The 18,660-nt window shown below is 43.7% G+C and carries 13 protein-coding genes; 4 read left to right on the top strand and 9 right to left on the bottom strand.

Annotation, left to right across the window (positions count from 1 at the left end):
* Nucleotide 1 precedes the first annotated feature (1 nt).
* Nucleotides 2-394, top strand: a complete 393-nt coding sequence (gene rplL / locus RRG12_RS00670; protein ID WP_069071561.1) for a 50S ribosomal protein L7/L12 — start codon at nucleotides 2-4, stop codon at nucleotides 392-394.
* Between the two features lie 199 nt (nucleotides 395-593).
* Here rplL and RRG12_RS00675 read toward each other — a convergent pair whose 3' ends face one another.
* The 3 genes from RRG12_RS00675 to RRG12_RS00685 all read right to left on the bottom strand — a co-directional run bounded on the left by RRG12_RS00675 (nucleotide 594) and on the right by RRG12_RS00685 (nucleotide 2,733).
* Entirely contained in the window at nucleotides 594-1,331 is a 738-nt protein-coding gene (locus tag RRG12_RS00675; protein WP_420757985.1) for an SDR family oxidoreductase, read from the bottom strand.
* Nucleotides 1,332-1,560: 229 nt separating this feature from the next.
* Complete coding sequence (locus RRG12_RS00680; RefSeq protein ID WP_420757986.1) at nucleotides 1,561-2,187, bottom strand: peptidoglycan-binding protein; 627 nt, start codon at nucleotides 2,185-2,187, stop codon at nucleotides 1,561-1,563.
* A gap of 129 nt (nucleotides 2,188-2,316) precedes the next feature.
* Nucleotides 2,317-2,733, bottom strand: coding sequence for an SH3 domain-containing protein (locus RRG12_RS00685; protein WP_420757987.1), 417 nt, complete (start codon nucleotides 2,731-2,733; stop codon nucleotides 2,317-2,319).
* Nucleotides 2,734-3,682: 949 nt separating this feature from the next.
* Between RRG12_RS00685 and RRG12_RS00690 the strand changes: the two genes are divergently transcribed.
* Nucleotides 3,683-5,806 carry a M13 family metallopeptidase gene (locus RRG12_RS00690; protein ID WP_420757988.1) on the top strand — a complete coding sequence of 708 codons (2,124 nt, stop codon included), beginning with the start codon at nucleotides 3,683-3,685 and terminating at the stop codon, nucleotides 5,804-5,806.
* Nucleotides 5,807-5,877: 71 nt separating this feature from the next.
* Here the strand turns inward: RRG12_RS00690 and RRG12_RS00695 are convergent, their stop codons facing one another.
* The 6 genes from RRG12_RS00695 to RRG12_RS00720 all read right to left on the bottom strand — a co-directional run bounded on the left by RRG12_RS00695 (nucleotide 5,878) and on the right by RRG12_RS00720 (nucleotide 12,159).
* Nucleotides 5,878-7,707, bottom strand: coding sequence for a mechanosensitive ion channel family protein (locus tag RRG12_RS00695; protein ID WP_420757989.1), 1,830 nt, complete (start codon nucleotides 7,705-7,707; stop codon nucleotides 5,878-5,880).
* Between the two features lie 49 nt (nucleotides 7,708-7,756).
* Nucleotides 7,757-8,932 (bottom strand): PrsW family intramembrane metalloprotease, encoded by a 1,176-nt coding sequence (locus tag RRG12_RS00700; RefSeq protein WP_420757990.1) that lies wholly within the window; start codon nucleotides 8,930-8,932, stop codon nucleotides 7,757-7,759.
* Nucleotides 8,932-9,519 carry a hypothetical protein gene (locus RRG12_RS00705; RefSeq protein ID WP_420757991.1) on the bottom strand — a complete coding sequence of 196 codons (588 nt, stop codon included), beginning with the start codon at nucleotides 9,517-9,519 and terminating at the stop codon, nucleotides 8,932-8,934. The genes RRG12_RS00700 and RRG12_RS00705 overlap by 1 nt, the downstream gene beginning before the upstream one ends.
* Before the next feature lie 811 nt (nucleotides 9,520-10,330).
* Nucleotides 10,331-11,110 (bottom strand): hypothetical protein, encoded by a 780-nt coding sequence (locus RRG12_RS00710; RefSeq protein ID WP_420757992.1) that lies wholly within the window; start codon nucleotides 11,108-11,110, stop codon nucleotides 10,331-10,333.
* Between the two features lie 15 nt (nucleotides 11,111-11,125).
* Entirely contained in the window at nucleotides 11,126-11,689 is a 564-nt protein-coding gene (locus RRG12_RS00715) for a hypothetical protein (protein ID WP_420757993.1), read from the bottom strand.
* A gap of 59 nt (nucleotides 11,690-11,748) precedes the next feature.
* On the bottom strand, nucleotides 11,749-12,159 hold the full coding sequence (locus RRG12_RS00720; RefSeq protein WP_420757994.1) for a hypothetical protein: 411 nt from the start codon (nucleotides 12,157-12,159) through the stop codon (nucleotides 11,749-11,751).
* Nucleotides 12,160-13,003: 844 nt separating this feature from the next.
* Here RRG12_RS00720 and RRG12_RS00725 point away from each other — a divergent pair.
* Both RRG12_RS00725 and RRG12_RS00730 read left to right on the top strand, forming a co-directional pair.
* Complete coding sequence (locus RRG12_RS00725; protein ID WP_420757995.1) at nucleotides 13,004-14,578, top strand: AAA-like domain-containing protein; 1,575 nt, start codon at nucleotides 13,004-13,006, stop codon at nucleotides 14,576-14,578.
* A 34-nt stretch (nucleotides 14,579-14,612) separates the two neighbouring features.
* The gene (locus tag RRG12_RS00730) at nucleotides 14,613-18,623 is read left to right on the top strand and encodes an AAA-like domain-containing protein (RefSeq protein ID WP_420757996.1); all 4,011 of its coding nucleotides are present in this window, start codon (nucleotides 14,613-14,615) and stop codon (nucleotides 18,621-18,623) included.
* Nucleotides 18,624-18,660: the final 37 nt, after the last annotated feature.

The raw sequence follows: 18,660 nt of genomic DNA on the forward strand, positions 1-18,660 counted from the left end.
AATGTCTGCTGCAACCGATCAAATTTTAGAACAACTAAAAACCCTTTCTTTGCTGGAAGCTTCTGAGTTAGTTAAGCAAATTGAAGAAGCTTTCGGCGTGAGTGCTGCTGCACCCGTTGGTGGCATGATGATGATGCCTGGTGCTGGTGGTGCTGCTCCTGCTGAAGAAGCTGTTGAGCAAACTGAGTTTGAAGTGCTTCTCGAATCAGTCCCAGCTGATAAGAAAATTGCTGTCCTGAAGATTGTCCGCGAATTGACCGGTTTGGGTCTCAAAGAAGCGAAAGACTTGGTGGAAGCTGCGCCCAAGGCAATTAAAGAAGGTATTGCTAAGGATGCCGCTGAAGATGCTAAGAAGCGGATCGAAGAAGCTGGCGGTAAGGTAACTATCAAGTAGTCACAATTCTCTTACCACTTTTTGATTAAGGAGCCTAAGTTAGGCTCCTTTTTTGATCATAGAGTCTTCTGTTGTCTATGAAATACTATTTTTAATTAAAAAATCCTCATTTCTTCACTGTTGCACTCGCTCATCAGCGAATGGGATGAAGTCATCCACAGATTCAAGAAAAAAGCTAAAGCTACAGTGAGGATATCAACTAAAGTTCTTGACGTGTTGGACGGATGATGATTTCATTCACATCAACATCACTAGGCTGCTCAATAGTGTATGCGATCGCACGGGCAATAGCGTCTGCATCAATGGCGATCGCATAAAGTTGATTAATTCCCGCTGCTGTGTCTTGATCGGTAATCGTGGTAGTCAGTTCAGTGTCAACGGCTCCTGGCGAGATATTGGTTGAACGGATTTCACCGTTTGACTCTAGCCGCAGTCCTTCAGAAATTGCTCGTACTGCGTATTTGGTAGCACAATAGACTGCTGCCCCCGGAAACACCTTATGTCCTGCCACTGACGATAGGTTAATGATATGACCAGACTTTTGCTGACGCATAATCGGCAACACGGCAGCAATCCCATAGAGAACGCCCTTGATGTTGACATCAATCATCCGATCCCACTCTTCCACTTTTACTTGGTCGAGGGGAGAAAGCGGCATCAAGCCAGCATTATTGATCAGCACATCGATACGGCCATAAGTACTCAAAGTTTCCTTCGCCAAAGTTTCTACCTGTGCGCGATCTATCACATCTGTCACTCGGTAGGTTGCAGTCCCTCCTGATTTAGCGATCGCTGCAACTAATTCTTTGAGCCGATCTTCTCGGCGGGCAGCCAGCATCAGCTTGGCTCCACTAGCTGCAAGTCGCTTCGCAGTCGCCTCACCTAAACCACTGCTGGCTCCGGTGATGATTACCACCTTGTTTTGAATCTCAGACATATTGATTAATGCGGATCGTTGAGTGTGGGTTATGAAACATTGAGTGCTGTTTAAGGGGATTGTACCTTTTTCTTTCTGGTCATTCCTAGTAGTCTGCCAACCCAAAAATGCTAAGTGAGGACTGGGGAAAGGGAAAAGGGGAAAGGTTAAGGGATTTAAACCCTTTCCCCCTTCCCCCTTACCCTTTACCCCGCCAAGTTCACTTGGCGAACTACTAGATTACTTATGTTTATAAGTATCCTTCATCTACAGTGCTATACGATCCCAATAAAGTACTGCGAGTTTGGGGGCCGACTATACCATCGACACGCAAACCATTGTTGGCTTGAAACTGCCGGACTAGCCCAATAGTCGTATTTCCGTAATAACCTGTAGGATTAATCCCTAAACGCCTTTGTACTTGTGATACAGCAGAACCTCTAGAACCATAACTGAGTGTGATGCGTCCACCTACTCCAGCAGAGGTTGGGTTGTTTGAACGAGAGTTATACGTATCACCTACCCATCTTGCAGCTACATATCTATTTCTGGATAGGCGAACAAAACCATTGGCTCTACCAGTGCTGGTAATTCTAGTACCGTTGGGAATACAGTCTACAACTGAAGAACTAGTGTAGGGGCTTACACGCACGTTAAGACAACTGCCGTTAGTTCTGACATAAGCGCCTAATGCTGCTGACACTTGGGTAATAGCTGTAAAAAATACTATAAAACCAGCTAACGATAACCAAACAGAAGATTTCAGAGATTTCTTCCAATCTAAGTCAAACTTGGGAAATTCATAGTCGATAGATTTTGCCTGACCGTTTGCCTCTTCGTAGGCCACGAACATAGATGAATAAGCAATATATTCCATTGATTAACACCTTAATCTTTCAAAAACTAAAAACTCACAAACTTTTCACACTACAAATTAAGCGATTCTTGAACGGCAATAGACTCACTCAAAGTCATCGTCCAGTGTCTATGGTGTACGACTGCAATTTTATTCGCCACCATCGCTGAAAATAATGTTGTCGCTACGAATCCAACCAATTGCTCCCGATTTCGGGAATTTCACTCGACACCAGTTACGGTTACGACCACCTCTATCTTTGTCTTGAACGCATTGTAAGTTTTGGACGCGATCGCCACCTAACCCGTAGCCCTTAGTAGATGAATTGATAGTTGGTCTTGTACGTAGGTTAATTCTTTTTGACCGTCCTCCAGCTAGTGTCACCCAATTAGTTCTAGCGATGAAATAAGGCTGGTTTAACTGATTTACAACAGAAGAATTTGAGGTTACAGAAACATCATTAATTCCTTGCACTCGTCCGTGAGAAATATTTGCTTTCACTGGAGAAGTCGCAACAAATGATGCTAAAGATACAACAGTAGTAACAAGTAATGTTTTAAGTTTCATAATTTTTGTTCGCCTAAATATTGACAAATTAAACTTGACCTAGCTTTTGTAGCTTGTTTTCGGATTTGCTCGTCAAATTTACCCATCCTGGAACAAAGATAGAGAACAGAATCCCTAAAATTTTTAGATAGATTTAAATTTCCCATGTTTTCTTATTAACTGCAAGTGCAGATAAATCAGTTAATCTACTTACAGGCAAATTAGCCCAAAGCACCATCATGATTAAACTGGTCAGAAAGTTATATTTTTACTCTTGTTTTACAAGGTTTTATTACTAATTTTTTGATATTTAATTATGGAGGTAAACCTAAAATTTTTCTTAAAATAGCTTTAATATACGTTGTATATTTTATTTTTTTATCAAAAAATATCCATGAATTTACTTACAGTTAGAGAAATATCACTTAAATCAGTTAAGAGATAAATTACTTTATTCAAAACATCATATACATCAGTTAAGGTCAGAAACTTACTTACGAGCATCTGACTTTTTTCAGATAGCTCCAACAGACTATACTCCATTGAGTAAGTAAATCGACAAGCAAAGTACTTTAAGGATATTTTTCGATTTCATGTATACACAAAAATTTTGTATTTATTTATTTTTGAAATCAAACTCTTATGAGAGAATAGCTATTGAATTTTAATAATTTTGTGAAAATATCAAAGTCAAATCTAGCTGAAAATGAAGCAATTAACCAAGATAAATTTTTCAAAGACTAAAAATAAACACTATGTTCAATCTCAGTTCCAGAACCAGTCAAAGATTTAATGAAATTAACAAACTGGCATTGATTCAGAATTCAGAATTCTGAATCAAGACGCTCGATAGCGCCAAGGGAAAAGACTCGCTAACACTACGATATCCGCCAGTCGAACTCCAATTCATTCTGTTAGCGGATAGCTAAGGTTTAGCCCATTCTGACTCCTAAATTCTATTTTGATAAACATGAAAAACAATCATAAAATTTCTGCCATTCCCCGGTTAACCAGCAGTATCTTTTTAATTCTGGGAATTTCCACCATACCCTACACTACCGCTTGCAGTAATCAATCCAATAGCAGCAAAGCCGAACAAATTTCTCATACTAAGTTTCCTCTGGGTTTTTCGGTAAGTAAAATAGACACCACGGTAGACCCCAAGCAGGATTTCCAGAAATTTGCAGCAGGCAAATGGCTCGATGGTGTTCAACTTACTCCAGACCTTCTGCGAGTGTCTGATAATGACTTTTTAGCCAAGCAGGTTTCCCAGCAGGTGCAAAAAATAGTGTCACAAGCAGCTGCTCAAAGCGCTAAGGCATCTAAAGGAAGCCCGTTGCAACAGGTTGGTAACTTTTATAGCTCAGGCATGGATGAGAAGCGGCTGAAAGCTTTGGGGGTTTCTCCTCTGAAGCCAATGTTTGACCGTGTTGAGGCTATCAACTCTCCTCAGACTTTAACGGCAACCCTCGCCGATTTGTCAGTCATATTCAGTGGAGATGATACCTTGATGTTTAGGGTTGAGATTGGAGCAGATACCCAGAATAGAACCATCAATAGTGTCTATGTGGGCGATCGCCAACTGTCCCTCCTAAGTCAAGCAGAATATTTGAATCAAGACACGGCTGCTATCCGCAGTGCCTATTTAAAGTTCATCACAGACAACTTAAAAATCGCTGGCGATTCTCCTGAAAAAGCAGCCGCCACAGCTAAGAAGATTCTGGAAATAGAGACTCGCCTTGCCAGCAAAAAACTTAGCCCTGTAGAAAAAAGAGACCCCAACCGCAGATACAAAAGGATGTCGTTTGCAGAGCTTGAGTCTTTGCTATCCAACTTCGATGTCAAGACCTATTTTCAAAAGTTGGGATTACCGACCAAGGGAAATGTCATTGTTGTCGAGTCTCAGGCATTGGCAGAGCTAAACCAGATACTCAAGCAATACCCGATAGAAGACATCAAGACCTATCTCCGTTGGGTGGTATTGCTGCAAACCAAACACTATCTGACTCCTGCATTTAACGAGCCTGCGCTTGCCTATGCTCAGAGTCGCTATGGAAAAATTCAGCTTCCGCCCCGTGCTGAGATTGTATCCGGCCAGATTCCTGAATTATTAGGTCATCCTCTATCTGAACTCTATGTCAAAGAATATTTTTCTCCCGAATCCAAACAACGGGTAGAAGGTATGATTGGACAGATTAAATCGGTGTTCAGGGCGCGGTTAGCAGCGAATCGCTGGCTGAGTGAGCCTACCCGTAAATCAGCCCTGGAAAAACTTGACCGTATGGTTATCAAAGTAGGGTATCCAGAGAAATGGATTAATTACTCCAGTATTGATATTCAACGGGATGACTATTTTGGCAACGTGATACGGATCAAAGAATTTCTCTCCCGTCGCAATTTGGCCTTGTTGGGCAAATCAGTAATCCGTGATGAGTTCAACGACCCAGAAGCCACATTGCCTATCAGCGTAGATGCAGCCTACGATCCAAGCCAAAACGGAATTGAGATCCCTGCGGCTTTCTTACAACCACCATACTTCGATAGCAAGGGCGATGCAGCCGTGAATTTTTGTTCTATGGGAGCTGTAATTGGTCATGAAATGACTCACGGTTTTGACAGTCAAGGGCGACTTTACAATTCTCAAGGTAATCTCCAGAATTGGTGGACTGATGAAGATGCTGCTAAGTTTGTAGCCCAGACCGATAAATTGGTGAAACAAGCTAATGCTTTTGAAGTGCTTCCAGGGTTGAAATTGAACGGAAAACTTACCGTAGGAGAAAATTTGGCTGATGCTGGTGGGGTCAGTCTAGCTTATGAGGCGCTACAAAAATATTTGCAAGAAAATCCCCAAGCTAATCAAAAAATCGATGGCTACACACCCGAACAGCGTTGCTTTATTGCCTGGTCTCAGTTATGGGCTATGAAAACCAATGAAGGAATTCTTCGCCAAGAGACAGCAACCGATCCCCATGCTACAGGCTCTTATCGTGGCTTTGCTCCTTTTCAGCATGAGGATGGATTTTACAAAGCTTTTGGCATCAAACCGGGCGATCCTATGTGGTTGGATGAAAAAGACCGCGTGAAGATATGGTAAGTAGTAATTCAACACACAAATATTGACCTGTGTAGATTAGGGAAAGAGCAAAGGGTAAGGGTTTAAAGCCTTTACTCTTTATCTGTGTTGTAAGTAATCCATTGTGGTCTGCCAATCTGGATATTGTTTGCTTCAAAGGCTAGGCGCACTCGTAGACGGAACTCTCGCCCAACATTCCATTGTTCCATCGGTGCCGTTTTAATCCAAACGCGCACTAGCATACCCGTGTGGGAGAGGTCATCAATGCCCAGGACTTCGGGTGATTCTGGCAGGCGATCGCGCCATTCCACTTCGCTATACAATTGCTGGGAGACTTGCCTGAGAATTTCTAAAACCTGCTTCGGGTCGTTTTCATAGGCTACCACAATAGAAAAGTCTACCCGCGACCAAAGGCGGGTTAAGTTGTTGACATCAGTGATATTGCTATTAGGAATGGTAATTAACTTACCTTCGCCATTGCGTAGTTGAGTCACGCGTAGGTTGAGATTTTCCACCAGTCCGCTTTTATTCCCAATCTCAACCACATCTCCTACAGCAAATTGATCCTCCATCAAAATTAAGCAGCCATTGACCAAATCTTTCATCAAACTTTGGGAACCAAGGGAAATTGCAATACCGATGACAGCACCCCCTGCCAAAATTGAACTAGTGGGTACATTAAAAATGTCTAGAGTCCGCAAGATACCGAAGGTAATGAAAACAAAGGTGATTAATCCTTTTAGTGCCCCGGAAACTGTTGCAGATCGCAGGGTAATCCGTTGAGTTTCACTCAAAGGGAGAGAGGGATGGGTTGTCCAGACATCGATGATGTAGTCAATTAAGCTTTTGCCAATACGAATGACAATACTAGTGAAAAACCAAATAATCAGCAGCGCGAGGGGACGGGCTAAAGCTTCACTCCACCATCTCATCAGGTAGGGGACGCGAGACATGATGACCACAATGCCGATGTACCATCCGAGAATAAACGCCCAAAACAGTAGCAAGGTAAGAAAAGAATAGATCCCCAGTTGGCGCTTGAGAGTGAACTGTCGCTGGATGATTTCTAGAAATTGCGATCGCTGATGGGCGATGGTGTGTGCCTCTGATTCGCTGGTGTCGATTGCCTGAATATTGACCGATGTTTCTGCCTGAGAGCGTTTGACCGCAGCCTCTTTTGCCTCAGCTATATGCTCTTGATAACGAGCTTGCAATACCGTCTGTTTGCGAATTAGAGTTCGCCGCAAGAACCATAACACAACACTGCCCAACACCAAGCCGATGCTGATTTGTAGTGCCTGCCCAACCCGTTGAGACAATACATTAGGTGAGAAGAGTCGCTCGATGCGTTCCACTTCTGCTTGTAATATTTTTTGCCACTCCTGGGCCAATTCCTCCAGTGTTTTCCCATAGTAGTCACCATCTGGCTCTGTCACTGTCACCAGCCTTAAAGAACGGGACGTTTGATCGTCATTGAGCTGGAGGATTAGGCGGTTATTCAGGGTGGCAACAGAAATTATGGGAGTTTGTTTGGCTTTGTTGGCTCTATCGAGCGCTCGCATCAGCCGTTGCGTAATTTCTTCAGCACGTACTTCCACAGGAAGACTTCCCTCTGGCGGTTCGTCGCGATTAAAAACAGTGGGAGAGACAACCTTAAATAAAAGGTTTTTGTCTAGTGGTGAATTCACGTTGGCAATTTCATATTCACCGAGACGGGTGACGCCTTTAGGCGGTTTGTGCGGATCGTTAGAAGCGGCGGTGGGTGACGAGGATAGTTGACTGTGGGCGATCGCACTCCAACCAAGTACTATTGCGATCGTCATCACACTGACTAGCACAAACCGAATTATTGAATGGAGGAAGCGATTAAACAGGAACATAATCTCTGGTAAAGTGATTGAGCAACTCGATCTTGGAGTCATGCTCTACTGTATCAGGCACTCTCGATCGCCTCGGCATTTCCGCTGGAATCTACTCTAATCGACCTAACTGTGCTGCACCGCGCACCCTTGCAATCTCCGCACGCGCGGCTTTGGCTGCCGGACTATCGAGATTGTCCGTAGATGCAATTGCCGCTGCAAGATCGATCGCCGCATCAAGTATTAACCCAGCGCGTTTTGCCGCCTCAGACCCGGATGAGGACTTGATCTCTTTTAGGTAAGCTCGCCGATTTCTCGGTCGGTTAGAAATCGCATCCAGTTCGGCTTCTGTCACGATTCCGTTTGCAACATCGTCAGCCAGCAGGACGCGGACAAACTTGCGCTGACGCTGCTCGGAGAACCGCCACGCAAGCAAAATCGCAACCGTTCCAATGACGATGCCGATGAGCCCGAAGCCGATCAACCCAATAATGGCATCCCAACAGCCATGAGCCAGACAAGCCAACAGAAAGAAACCTACCAAAACCGCGAGCCGATGGCCGAACGAGCGATTTTTCGCTTCGAGGAAGTAGCCAAATCCCGTACCCGCAACCGCCGTGAAGAGCGAGTGACTCCAGAAACCGACAGATGTGCGCCCTACCAATACCTGGAACGCATCAGCAACCTGCTGCGATCCGAAACTTGCGTCGGGTGCGCCCACAATGTAAGACACGTTTTCAAAGACCTGAAAGCCGAGACCCACAAACGCACCAAGCAGAAACCCGTCGTAGGCGTTGCGGACATGGTTGCGTGCTAGTAAAGAGAGCATGATAAGCCCGACGAATTTGGAGCTTTCTTCCACGATGGGTGCCGTGATGGGCGGACTCCAATGGCTATAAAAGTCGAAGCTGGCCAGCTTCGCTATTAGGGATAGGATTGCACCATTGCCAGGGAGCGCCATGACCCACGGCGCTACTAGTCCGCCCCAGAGGAAGCCAAGCAGCGCGAGCTTGGCTGGCTCGCGTTCATAGCGATCTTTGTGCGTGAGAAACCAGATCCAAGGCAGGCAATACAATGCCTGAGACGAGAGGGCGATGAACAGAGCGGTGGGATAGATGGCGCTGCTCAACAAAAGTCCGCTGAAAACATAGGTGCCTTTCAGCACGAGCAACCAATACAGGTAGCACGCCGGGTTGTGCGGCTGAAAAAATCGGACGGGATAGCTCCAGCCTGAACGAGCAATGGCAGCCTTGCGGATTGTGTCCTCACTCTTTGCCGTGCTAGTCACTAACCCTCCTTTGGTTTAAATGTGATGCTCTTAATCATGTCAGCGATCGGTTGCTCCAGTTGTGTGGAAGTAGCGGCCGGGCCCTTCACAATCACTTCGACTCCCTGACCCTTGCGATCGACGTATGCGAGCAGTAGACCAGTATAGTTGGGACTATTAATTCTCTTAGCTACTCCGGCAACCTTTTGCAGTGTTGTAATGGGAACTGGTTTACCCTCGACAACAAATTCATTCTGGTCTTTCACGATCTGGTTGAGGAGTTCCTCGGCAGTTCCCTTCCAGACGCCGCTCTTGACGCTAAACGTGACACCATCTTTGAAGACCTCTGCGGTTGATGAATTCCCGGCAGGGAATGGGGCCTTAGTTAGCACCCAGCCTTGGGTTGGCGTAAAACTTACGGAACCGACATTATAAGCTGTCCCTGCTAAAACCTCCTTGTTATGAACAGCCTCGTTGATGGCTGGCATGACTCCCGACCATAAAAACACCACAAGATAAACGCTCACCGTCGGCCAAATGAGCCGGCGATCGAGTCCAAACAGCCGATATTCAACCGGTACAGCGGCTTCGTTTCTTAGGGGGGACATACAATTTTCCTTTTTGCGGTGCTAAACAGGCAGGGGAGCAGGGGGAGGAAAAGTCGTTGTGATTCCGAAAATTGGATAATTTATTTTTTGGAGTTCCCTTATATTGGGCAGAAAATTTCTGCCTAAGATCCCGCACATAATACGCTGTTGGAGGTGTTTAGACTGTTGCACTTCCAGCGATCAAGAAAACTGTTAAAAGCGATGCGATAAACGTATCGCTTCTAACAGTTTTCAAGCTTTTCTCTAGTATTGAAAAGCAACCATCACAAGATACCGACTGAAAGTTCAAAAGGAACCGTTCGATTTCTGTCCTTACTGCCACCCATTAGATACACACGAACTGTATAGTTACCACTCTGTGACAAACGAACGTTTCCGTCGTTACCCGATATTGAGCTGTTATAAATTGCCCGATCTGTGCTGCCTGGTGGGAGAATGTTGAAGTATGCTGATCCTTTGGTAATCAACGAAACCGACATCCTCTGCCCTGCCCGCGCATTCAGAACATAGTCGTGGTAGTGGTTGCCCGTGATCGAAGACCGCATAAAAGTGTTATCGTTGCCAGCGGAAAACCGTACTGTCGTATGAGCCTGAGCTAACGACGGTGCAGTGAAGCTAAATGTGAGCGATGTGGTGATAACCGAGGCGGCTAAAACACTACGAATAAGAGTCAAGGCAGAGTTTTCCATGTGATAGTTTCTCCGTCGCAAACAATTCATTGTTTATTGTTCTAATTAATCAGCAAACCAGTTTTCAACTGCGAAGACATGGGTTTTGTTTTTGTCTTGACGAAACCCAACAATACAGCAAACTAGAATCGGGTTCTGCTATCGCCCCAATCGCCTGAGTTGCACTCGCCCCGAAACTTTTCAATCCCATCTATGGCGATCCTGCCGCTGCGCCGGTCGATATTGACACGCGGTTTATTTAGCCCGTTTAGCCTGTATTTTCCCGTAATTTTATCGGGGGAGACCTGAAGGTTTTCGAGCGTCCACCATCCATTGTCACCGCCCGAATGGATCGGCGGGATGAGCCTTCCACCGAGATGGATTTTTCCCTGTGTATCGCGGATTTCGACCTGAACTTCGGAATCGAAGTTGGTAGTCGTTGACTCTATGCGATTACTTGCTTCGTAGCGATTGCGGCGATCGTTCCATTCATATCCATAGCTATTTGTGACAGTCGGTTTGCGACCCTCACCATAGCAGATCAAGGTCAGATTTTGGCGCGACGAACTGCTATTGTGATTGTCAGATGTGCGCTGTTCCCGCAGGTAGCTATCGATCGCTGTCTGGGCTTTACGGATTTCTGTTGAATTACAGGATCGACCTTGTTGAAGGATCTCTCCTTGAGGGTTAAAAAGGACAGTACAGCCTCTTCCTGGTGTCATACCAGTCACACTCAGATTACCGTTGTCTAAAGTGTCGATCGCTGGTTGAGCGTTAACAGGATGAGTGACTGTCAGAGTTAATAAACCCACAATAGTAGGGGCTAATGTTCGTAAGCTTTTCATTAGTTGCATAGAGTCTAGATGAATTTGTTTGGAAACTCTACCATCGAGAATTTCGCCAGTGTCAATCGGTTTAGACACAAGAACGGGATTAGATTATCTATGGCAGTGATGCCAATCAACGTAAAAGATGTTTTGATAGCGACCGTTTGAGGTAACGATTTCTACACACTTACCTGAGTTGCCTTCAACCCAGAAGGAAGCAACAGAAGTATTTGACACTTTTTCGTTACGGCGATAGGTATATCCCCGCTGCCGCACTTCACGTTCTGCTTGACCAGCCCTCGCTCCTACTAGGTCTGGCAAGGGTCGGGAAGACGAATTGCCTGTATTTTGAGGACGTTTCTTATCTCCGCGATCGCAATCTGCTGTAGTTCCGGTATCAACCAGAGAAACGTAGCGACCTTGTTCTGTCCTCACACTAATGCACCGACCTGTTTTAGTTTGAGTCCAAAAGCTATAAGTAGAATCATCAGATTTTTCAGCCCAGCGAAACCTATAGCCCCGCTTCTGGAGTATGGCTTCTCCATCTCGTCCGCGAACATTCACTAAATCTTGAATTCCGCGAACGGGATCTCCAGCATTTTGAGCCTGGGCATTGAGGGCGATCGTGATGATTAGGGAACTCATAACGATCGGAATTAAACGGTTTATTTTCATGTTGTTTTCTCAAGAGTGCAAATAATCTTAGGAATTATTACAAATTGGATTGCTTTAACCTAAAGCGCCCCTTCATTGGTATCAGAGAAGTAGTAGTTGTAAAACTCAGTCCCCGTCTTTTTGTTAATCACCACAACCTGCTTAGTACCTCGATCATAGATGACGCGCACCTGCTCGTTTTCGCCAATGAATGTATTGCCAGATGTCCTCTCCAGATAGCCGTGGAAGTTAAATTCGCCCTCCGTAATTTGGATGACGATTGTATTTTTGTCCAGTACTGTCATGTAGGTGACAGGTTTAGAAGATTGGGAAATGATCGTAGAAACAGGTTCAAAACTTTGAGCTTGGGCAGAGCTAACCAGCCCCTCCATGCTCCAAAAAAGACTGCCAGCAGTGATAAAACAAAGAGCAACGAATTTTTTATTGATGCTTTTCATGGCGATTACCCAAAGCGGATTTAAAAGCTTCATACAAAAACAAGCAAATTAAGTAAAAAACATTATGATTTTGCCTATTCAGAAGTCAGAATCAATTTAGTGGGTGATTCTGACCCGCCACTAATTGCAGACCGCTAAATCATTGATTTAGCAGGGGTGCAAAAACGCCGCTTATTCATTCACCAGTCGGACTCCAATTCAATTCTGAGTTCTGAATTCTGACTCCTGAATTCTGTTTTGATAATCGGCGTTTTTGCACCTTTCTTGTATGTCCAAAACACGATGACTTTCATTTGCGTTGTCAGCTTCTTCAACAGTAAGTAGAACGGTGTAAATAATTAAAGGTTTGTAGTGAAGACTGAAGTCCTTACTACGAACTAAATACCAAAGTTTTTACATTACTTCACATAGTTTGTTTTTTTCAAGTCGTTCTATTTAACCTCGACAAATCGAACTCTTAATTGAACAGCATATTGCAAGAAATAATTGGCACTGCCTTTAAATCTTTCATATTTTCTTATTTACTTCAAGCGCAGATAAATCAGTTAACCTAACTTGCCCGCAAATTAGCTGAAAACACTCGTGTATAGTCTGTAGCTTTGACAATGGAAGGATTGAGCAAAGGTGTACTTCATTTACTAACAATATTTGTATTTTTATATACGTGTATTAACTACTTGCTTACGTATACCTCTAAAGATTTTTTAATACTGTTTTATTTTGCCACGACTAAAAAATCAATTGAGGTTTGTGCAGTTCAAAAACCTCACTTACATCAGTTAAGGTGTAGTATATATCTGTTGATATCTAGATTACAGCAATTAAAACATCACATACGTCATTTAAGTCTGAAAGAACCCTTTTAATAAAAATTAATATGAAAACAACTAAAAAATCTCATTTAGAGATGAAAGCAGACAAAAATAAATCACTGCGAAAAAGAGGAGCAGTTCTGACTGTTGTTGGGTTGAAGAGATTGCAAACTGCAATTTTAGAAGAAGAGAGACAAAAAAGAGGAAGTAAACGTTTTACCCAAGTAGAATTAAGCGATCGCATTGGAATTTCTACCTCTAGTTTAAGCCGTTTATGGTCTTTGAATTCGAGGATAGATCCGCGTACCATGCGAATCTGCTTTAGTGCTTTTGATTTAGTGTTGCATGAAGATGATTACACCCTATATGATGCCAATGATATGGATTTTCTGCGGGAATATTCGTCAGAAGATAGACAACTGATAGATCGAGATTTATCTGCAAATTCAGCTAATGCAGATTTATTACCAGAAAGTGAATTGTCGGGGGAACAACAAACAATCACACCAAATACTGCACCATCTCAAATTGTTTCCGTCTTTCTCGACGAAGAGAAAATTAAGAGTGAAATGACACTCAATAAACAAAGCGATTACAACGATGGAACAAAGATTAGTGAATATATAAAATATCCCTGTGCTCCTTTATCTTTAGATTCTAAATTCTATATTCCTCGTCCTCCATTAGAAGAACTAGCATATCAAGAAATTACTCAACCGGGATGCGTCATTCGCATTCAAGGTTGTCGAGGCATGGGTAAAACTTCTCTGATGTTGCGGATTGTAGCTCATACCAGAATGTTAGGGTATGAAACTGCAAAAATCAATATCGCTCAAGTTGATATTGATGTTTTGCGAAAACCTCAATTATTCATGCAATGGTTAGCTGCTAGTATTGCTCGTCAACTAGGCAGGGAATTTAATGTCGATAAACATTGGGACGAAGAAATAGGTAGTAAACTCAGCTGCACTCTTTATCTAAAAGAATGTTTGCTTGCACCTTTAGAAAAACCTTTACTATTAGTATTAGACGAAGTTCAGCATATTTTTGAATATCCCGATCTAGCCAATGAATTTCTACCTCTGTTACGTTCGTGGCAAGAAGAAGCGCAACAGGATGAAGTATGGACAAAGCTGCGTTTGGTGATTGTTTATTCAACAGATGTTTGTCTTTCTATTGAAATTAATCAATCTCCTTTTAACATTGGGCTACCATTGAAATTATCAGAATTTACTTCTGAGCAAGTAATTGAGTTAGCAAACCGCTATGGAATTGATTGGCAACAAAACAAGCAAGTGCAGCAATTAATGGAATTAATCGGGGGACATCCCGCATTGCTAAATATTACTCTTTATCACCTGCTCTATCATAAATTAACCTTAGAAGAAATTTTGCAAACAGCAATCACAGAAGTAGGAATTTATCGTCAGCATTTACAAAATTTATTAAATAAATTACAAAAAAATACCCAATTATTAGATACTATGAAAATCTTTTTAACAAAAGATAAAAATATCGATTTAGATATATTAACTGCCTACCAATTAGAAAATATGGGGTTAATTCAGTTGCAGCAACAAAAATGGGTAATTAGTTGCCAATTATATCAAGGCTTCTTGAAAAAATATCTGATGTCGTAATTCAACAAAGTTAAGCAAATGATGATTTGCTATTATGAACAAAAGCATTTATAAAGTTGGTGGCTGTCTAAATGCTAATGCTGCTAACTATGTTAATAGACAAGCAGATATTGAGCTTTATACAGCCCTGAAAGCAGGGGAATTTTGCTATGTATTCAACTGTCGTCAAATAGGCAAATCTTCACTGCTGGTACATACCAAGCAACGATTACAAAATGAAGGCTTTAGTTGTGCTTACATTGATATTACGCAGATACGCAGCCAAGAACTCACCCCGACACAATTTTATAAAGGGATAATTGTCCGCTTGCTGCATAGTTTTGGATTAGCTAAAAAAATCGATTTTGCAGCTTGGTGGCAAGAACAAACTGAGTTTTCACTCATACAACGCTTGGGCAATTTTATCGAAGATATTTTGCTAGTCAATCTGAGTAACAATCGCATTTTTATTTTCATTGATGAAATTGATAGCTTGCTGCAATTAAGCTTTGGCATAGATGATTTCTATGCCTGGATTCGGGCTTGCTATCAACAAAGAGTCCATAATCCTGAATACGAACGACTGGGTTTTGCTTTATTTGGCGTTGCAACTCCCTCTGATTTAATTCAAGATAAACTCAAAACACCTTTTAATATCGGTGTTGCTATTAATTTAGAAGGGTTTACATTAGCAGAAGCTCAACCTCTGGTAGTGGGATTAGAGCAAGTTGTGAACAATCCCCAAAGGGTATTTAAAGAAATTATTGCTTGGACTAATGGACAGCCATTTCTAACGCAAAAATTATGTCAGTTGGTGGTAATAACCAAGCAACAGCATTACAGCCAAGGGATGAATCTAGAAAGTAGCAACGTCAAAACTAGCCCACCTTTGGAGATTACACCAGGTAAGGAAGCAGATTGGATAGAGTGTTTAGTGCGATCGCAAATCATTAAAAATTGGGAATCTCAGGACGAACCAGAGCATTTACGCACAATTCGCAATCGCTTACTTTACAATAGCCAGCGCGTTAGTAGATTACTGGGTATCTATCAGCAACTTTTACAAGCTATGCCTGTAGCAGCCGACGACAGTAGAGAACACATAGAACTGCTGCTTTCTGGTTTGGTAGTCAAATCTCAAGGATATCTGCAAATCCGCAATCGCATATATCAAGAAGTTTTCAATTGGGAATGGGTAGAGGAACAATTAAATCAATTACGTCCTTACTCGGAAACACTATCAGCTTGGATTGCTTCTCAAAAACAGGATACATCTCGACTTTTACGGGGACAAGCCCTGATTGATGCCCAAAAGTGGGCGCAAAACAAAAGCCTCAGCGATTTAGATTACCAGTTTCTTGCTGCCAGTCAGGATGCAGAACAGCAAGAAATCCGGCGGCAATTTGCGGCGCAGCAAGAAAGCGAAAGGTTCTTTCGGCAACTAGCAGAAGCAATGCCCCAAATGGTATGGATTGTAGAGCCAGATGGTAGGCTATCTTATACCAACCAGCACTTAAGTACCTTTTTGGGGCGATCGCATTCGGAGGTGACAAATTGGAAAAGCCTGGATGTGGTTCATCCTGAAGATCGCCTTAATAACCTTGCCGCCTGCAAACATTCTGTAGAAACCAACTCACCCTATGAAGTGCAACTGAGAATACAAGATGTGGCGGGAAACTATCGCTGGTTTCTCAATCAGGCAATTCCCATCAAGGATGGAAGCGGACAGGTGGTGAAATGGTTTGGCACCAGCACCGACTTAGATGATTTGAAACGACAAGAAGAATTCCGGCGACTGCAAGAAGTTGAAAAGCGACTACAACAAGAAAAACGTGCCAGTCGCTTGCAAAAGTGGTTACTGGGGACTGTTAGTATTGCTTTCGTCGTCGCCAGTTCTTTAGGAATGTATGCCTTTGCTCAAAGACATCAAGCCACTCTCCGAGAAATTGAAGCGATCGCTAACGTCTCGGAAGCTCAGTTTGCCTCTGGGAATCGATTAGATGCTTTAGTCAGTGCCATCAAAGCGCAGACTCGATTGAGCAAATTGTCGGGAGTGCCTGCTGAGTTAGTTACCAAGGTAGATCGAGAATTGCGCCGTGCCACCTTTCAAGTCATTGAACGCAACCGCCTAAACGGTGAACAGGGAAAAGTGCGGGGTATTGCCATCACTGCCGACGGACAGACAATCGCTGCTGCTCACCAACAGGGTAAGATTACTCTGTGGAAAAGCGATGGCACATTGGTAAAAGTACTTAGCGGTCACAAAGGAGAAGTCTTTGATGTCACCTTTACTCCCAAAGGCGATAGAGTAATTTCGACTGGGCAAGATGGCACGGTGCGACTGTGGAAGCTGGACGGCACACTGGTTAAAACACTCAACGGACATCAAGATTGGGTGCGATCGCTCGCCGTTAGCCCTAACGGACAATGGATTGCCTCGGCTAGTAACGACAGGACAGTAAAACTTTGGCGCATCGACGGCAGCTTGATTCGCACTTTTAAGGGACACAGCGATGCAGTTTCAAAGGTGGCGTTTAGTCCTGTTGATGCTAACATCCTAGCCTCGGTCAGTGATGATAATACTCTCATCCTCTGGAATCTGGAGGGTAAGAAAATTCGGACACTGAATAATCCCATCGCATCCAAAAAAGGCAAAAACCGTCTGATGAGCGTCACCTTTAGCCCTGACGGACAAACTCTGGTAGCTGGAGACTGGATTGGTAATGTTATCTGGTGGACTGTCACTGGCACTTTATTGGAAACTGCCACAGAACACGACAGCAGTGTGGTGACTCTCGCCTTTAGCCCCGATGGACAAACCCTCGCTTCAGCTGGTTGGGATAACACAATTAAGTTTTGGAACAGCGATCGAACTGTCAATCAAACCCTGTATGCCCATATTAACGGTACATGGGAAGTAGCTTTCAGTGCCGATGGCCGTCGTTTGATTTCCGCTGGTGAAGATAACTTGGTGCGGTTGTGGCAGCTGCAAAGCGATATTCTCACGGTATTGCGGGGTCATCGTGCCTCTGTTTGGCACACGCCCATTAGCCCTGATGGGCAAACAATCGTTTCCTCTAGTGCTGATGGTACCATTAAGCTGTGGAGTCGAGCCGGACAACTGCTCAACACCTTAACCCCGCCACCGGGACAGGTTTGGTCGGTGGATATCAGCCCAGACGGGAAGGCGATCGCCGCAGGTAGCGACGATGGTTCATTGACTTTATGGACGATGCAGGGAAAACCCTTAAAAACGATTTCAGCCCATAACGCAACAGTGCGGGATGTAGTGTTTAGTCCCGATGGGCTAGAAATAGCTTCCATCAGTTGGGACGGCACTGCTAAACTCTGGAAGCGGGATGGTACTTTCATCCAAACCCTGAGTGAGTCCCTACCTAAAAACCGCGATCGCCTCAATGCTGGAGCATTTAGCCATGATAACCAGTGGTTAGCGATCGGCGGTCGAGATACGTTTCTTCGCCTCTGGCAACGGGACGCGAAGGGAAAGTTTCCATCTCAGCCACAATTCACCCTCAAAAGTCATAACGATACTATTTGGGATGTCGTCTTTAGTCCTGATGGAAAGTTCGTTGCTACAGCCAGCGAGGACAGGACAATTAAGCTGTGGTCGTTAGAAGGTAAATTAATTCGCACCATTCCCGCCCACACAGATCGGGTAAATGGCATCACCTTCATTCCCCCCCATTCTGGACTCCCCGACAACTGGGGTACTGTCTTAGCCTCTGCTGGTTGGGATAATAAAGTAAAACTTTGGTCGCTAGATGGCATCCTCCGCGCTACTCTGGAAGGACATGAACAGCGAGCATTGAATGTTGCCTTTTACCCCGCTACCCAGAATCAAGGAGCAATCCTAGCATCTGCCGGGTTAGATGATGTTGTGATTCTCTGGCAACTCAATCGCGTTTTAGATAGTAACCAGATATTGCACTATGGTTGTATGTGGATAAAAGATTATTTGCAAAAGTATCCAGATTTGAGCGATCGTCAATCTCTTTGTCAGATGGAAAAAACAATTCCTCCAGCTTACTCGAATACACCCGGCTAATGCGTACTCACATATAACGTATAATGTAATGTATACA

The sequence above is a fragment of the Nostoc sp. CALU 546 genome (genome assembly GCF_048836525.1).

Excerpts from the sequence above, each read along its gene's own strand:
- rplL (WP_069071561.1), top strand. The coding sequence starts at position 2 with ATGTCTGCTGCAACCGATCAAATTTTAGAACAACTAAAAACCCTTTCT.
- RRG12_RS00675 (WP_420757985.1), bottom strand. The coding sequence starts at position 1,331 with ATGTCTGAGATTCAAAACAAGGTGGTAATCATCACCGGAGCCAGCAGT.
- RRG12_RS00680 (WP_420757986.1), bottom strand. The coding sequence starts at position 2,187 with ATGGAATATATTGCTTATTCATCTATGTTCGTGGCCTACGAAGAGGCA.
- RRG12_RS00685 (WP_420757987.1), bottom strand. The coding sequence starts at position 2,733 with ATGAAACTTAAAACATTACTTGTTACTACTGTTGTATCTTTAGCATCA.
- RRG12_RS00690 (WP_420757988.1), top strand. The coding sequence starts at position 3,683 with ATGAAAAACAATCATAAAATTTCTGCCATTCCCCGGTTAACCAGCAGT.
- RRG12_RS00695 (WP_420757989.1), bottom strand. The coding sequence starts at position 7,707 with ATGACTCCAAGATCGAGTTGCTCAATCACTTTACCAGAGATTATGTTC.
- RRG12_RS00705 (WP_420757991.1), bottom strand. The coding sequence starts at position 9,519 with ATGTCCCCCCTAAGAAACGAAGCCGCTGTACCGGTTGAATATCGGCTG.
- RRG12_RS00715 (WP_420757993.1), bottom strand. The coding sequence starts at position 11,689 with ATGAAAATAAACCGTTTAATTCCGATCGTTATGAGTTCCCTAATCATC.
- RRG12_RS00720 (WP_420757994.1), bottom strand. The coding sequence starts at position 12,159 with ATGAAGCTTTTAAATCCGCTTTGGGTAATCGCCATGAAAAGCATCAAT.
- RRG12_RS00725 (WP_420757995.1), top strand. The coding sequence starts at position 13,004 with ATGAAAACAACTAAAAAATCTCATTTAGAGATGAAAGCAGACAAAAAT.
- RRG12_RS00730 (WP_420757996.1), top strand. The coding sequence starts at position 14,613 with ATGAACAAAAGCATTTATAAAGTTGGTGGCTGTCTAAATGCTAATGCT.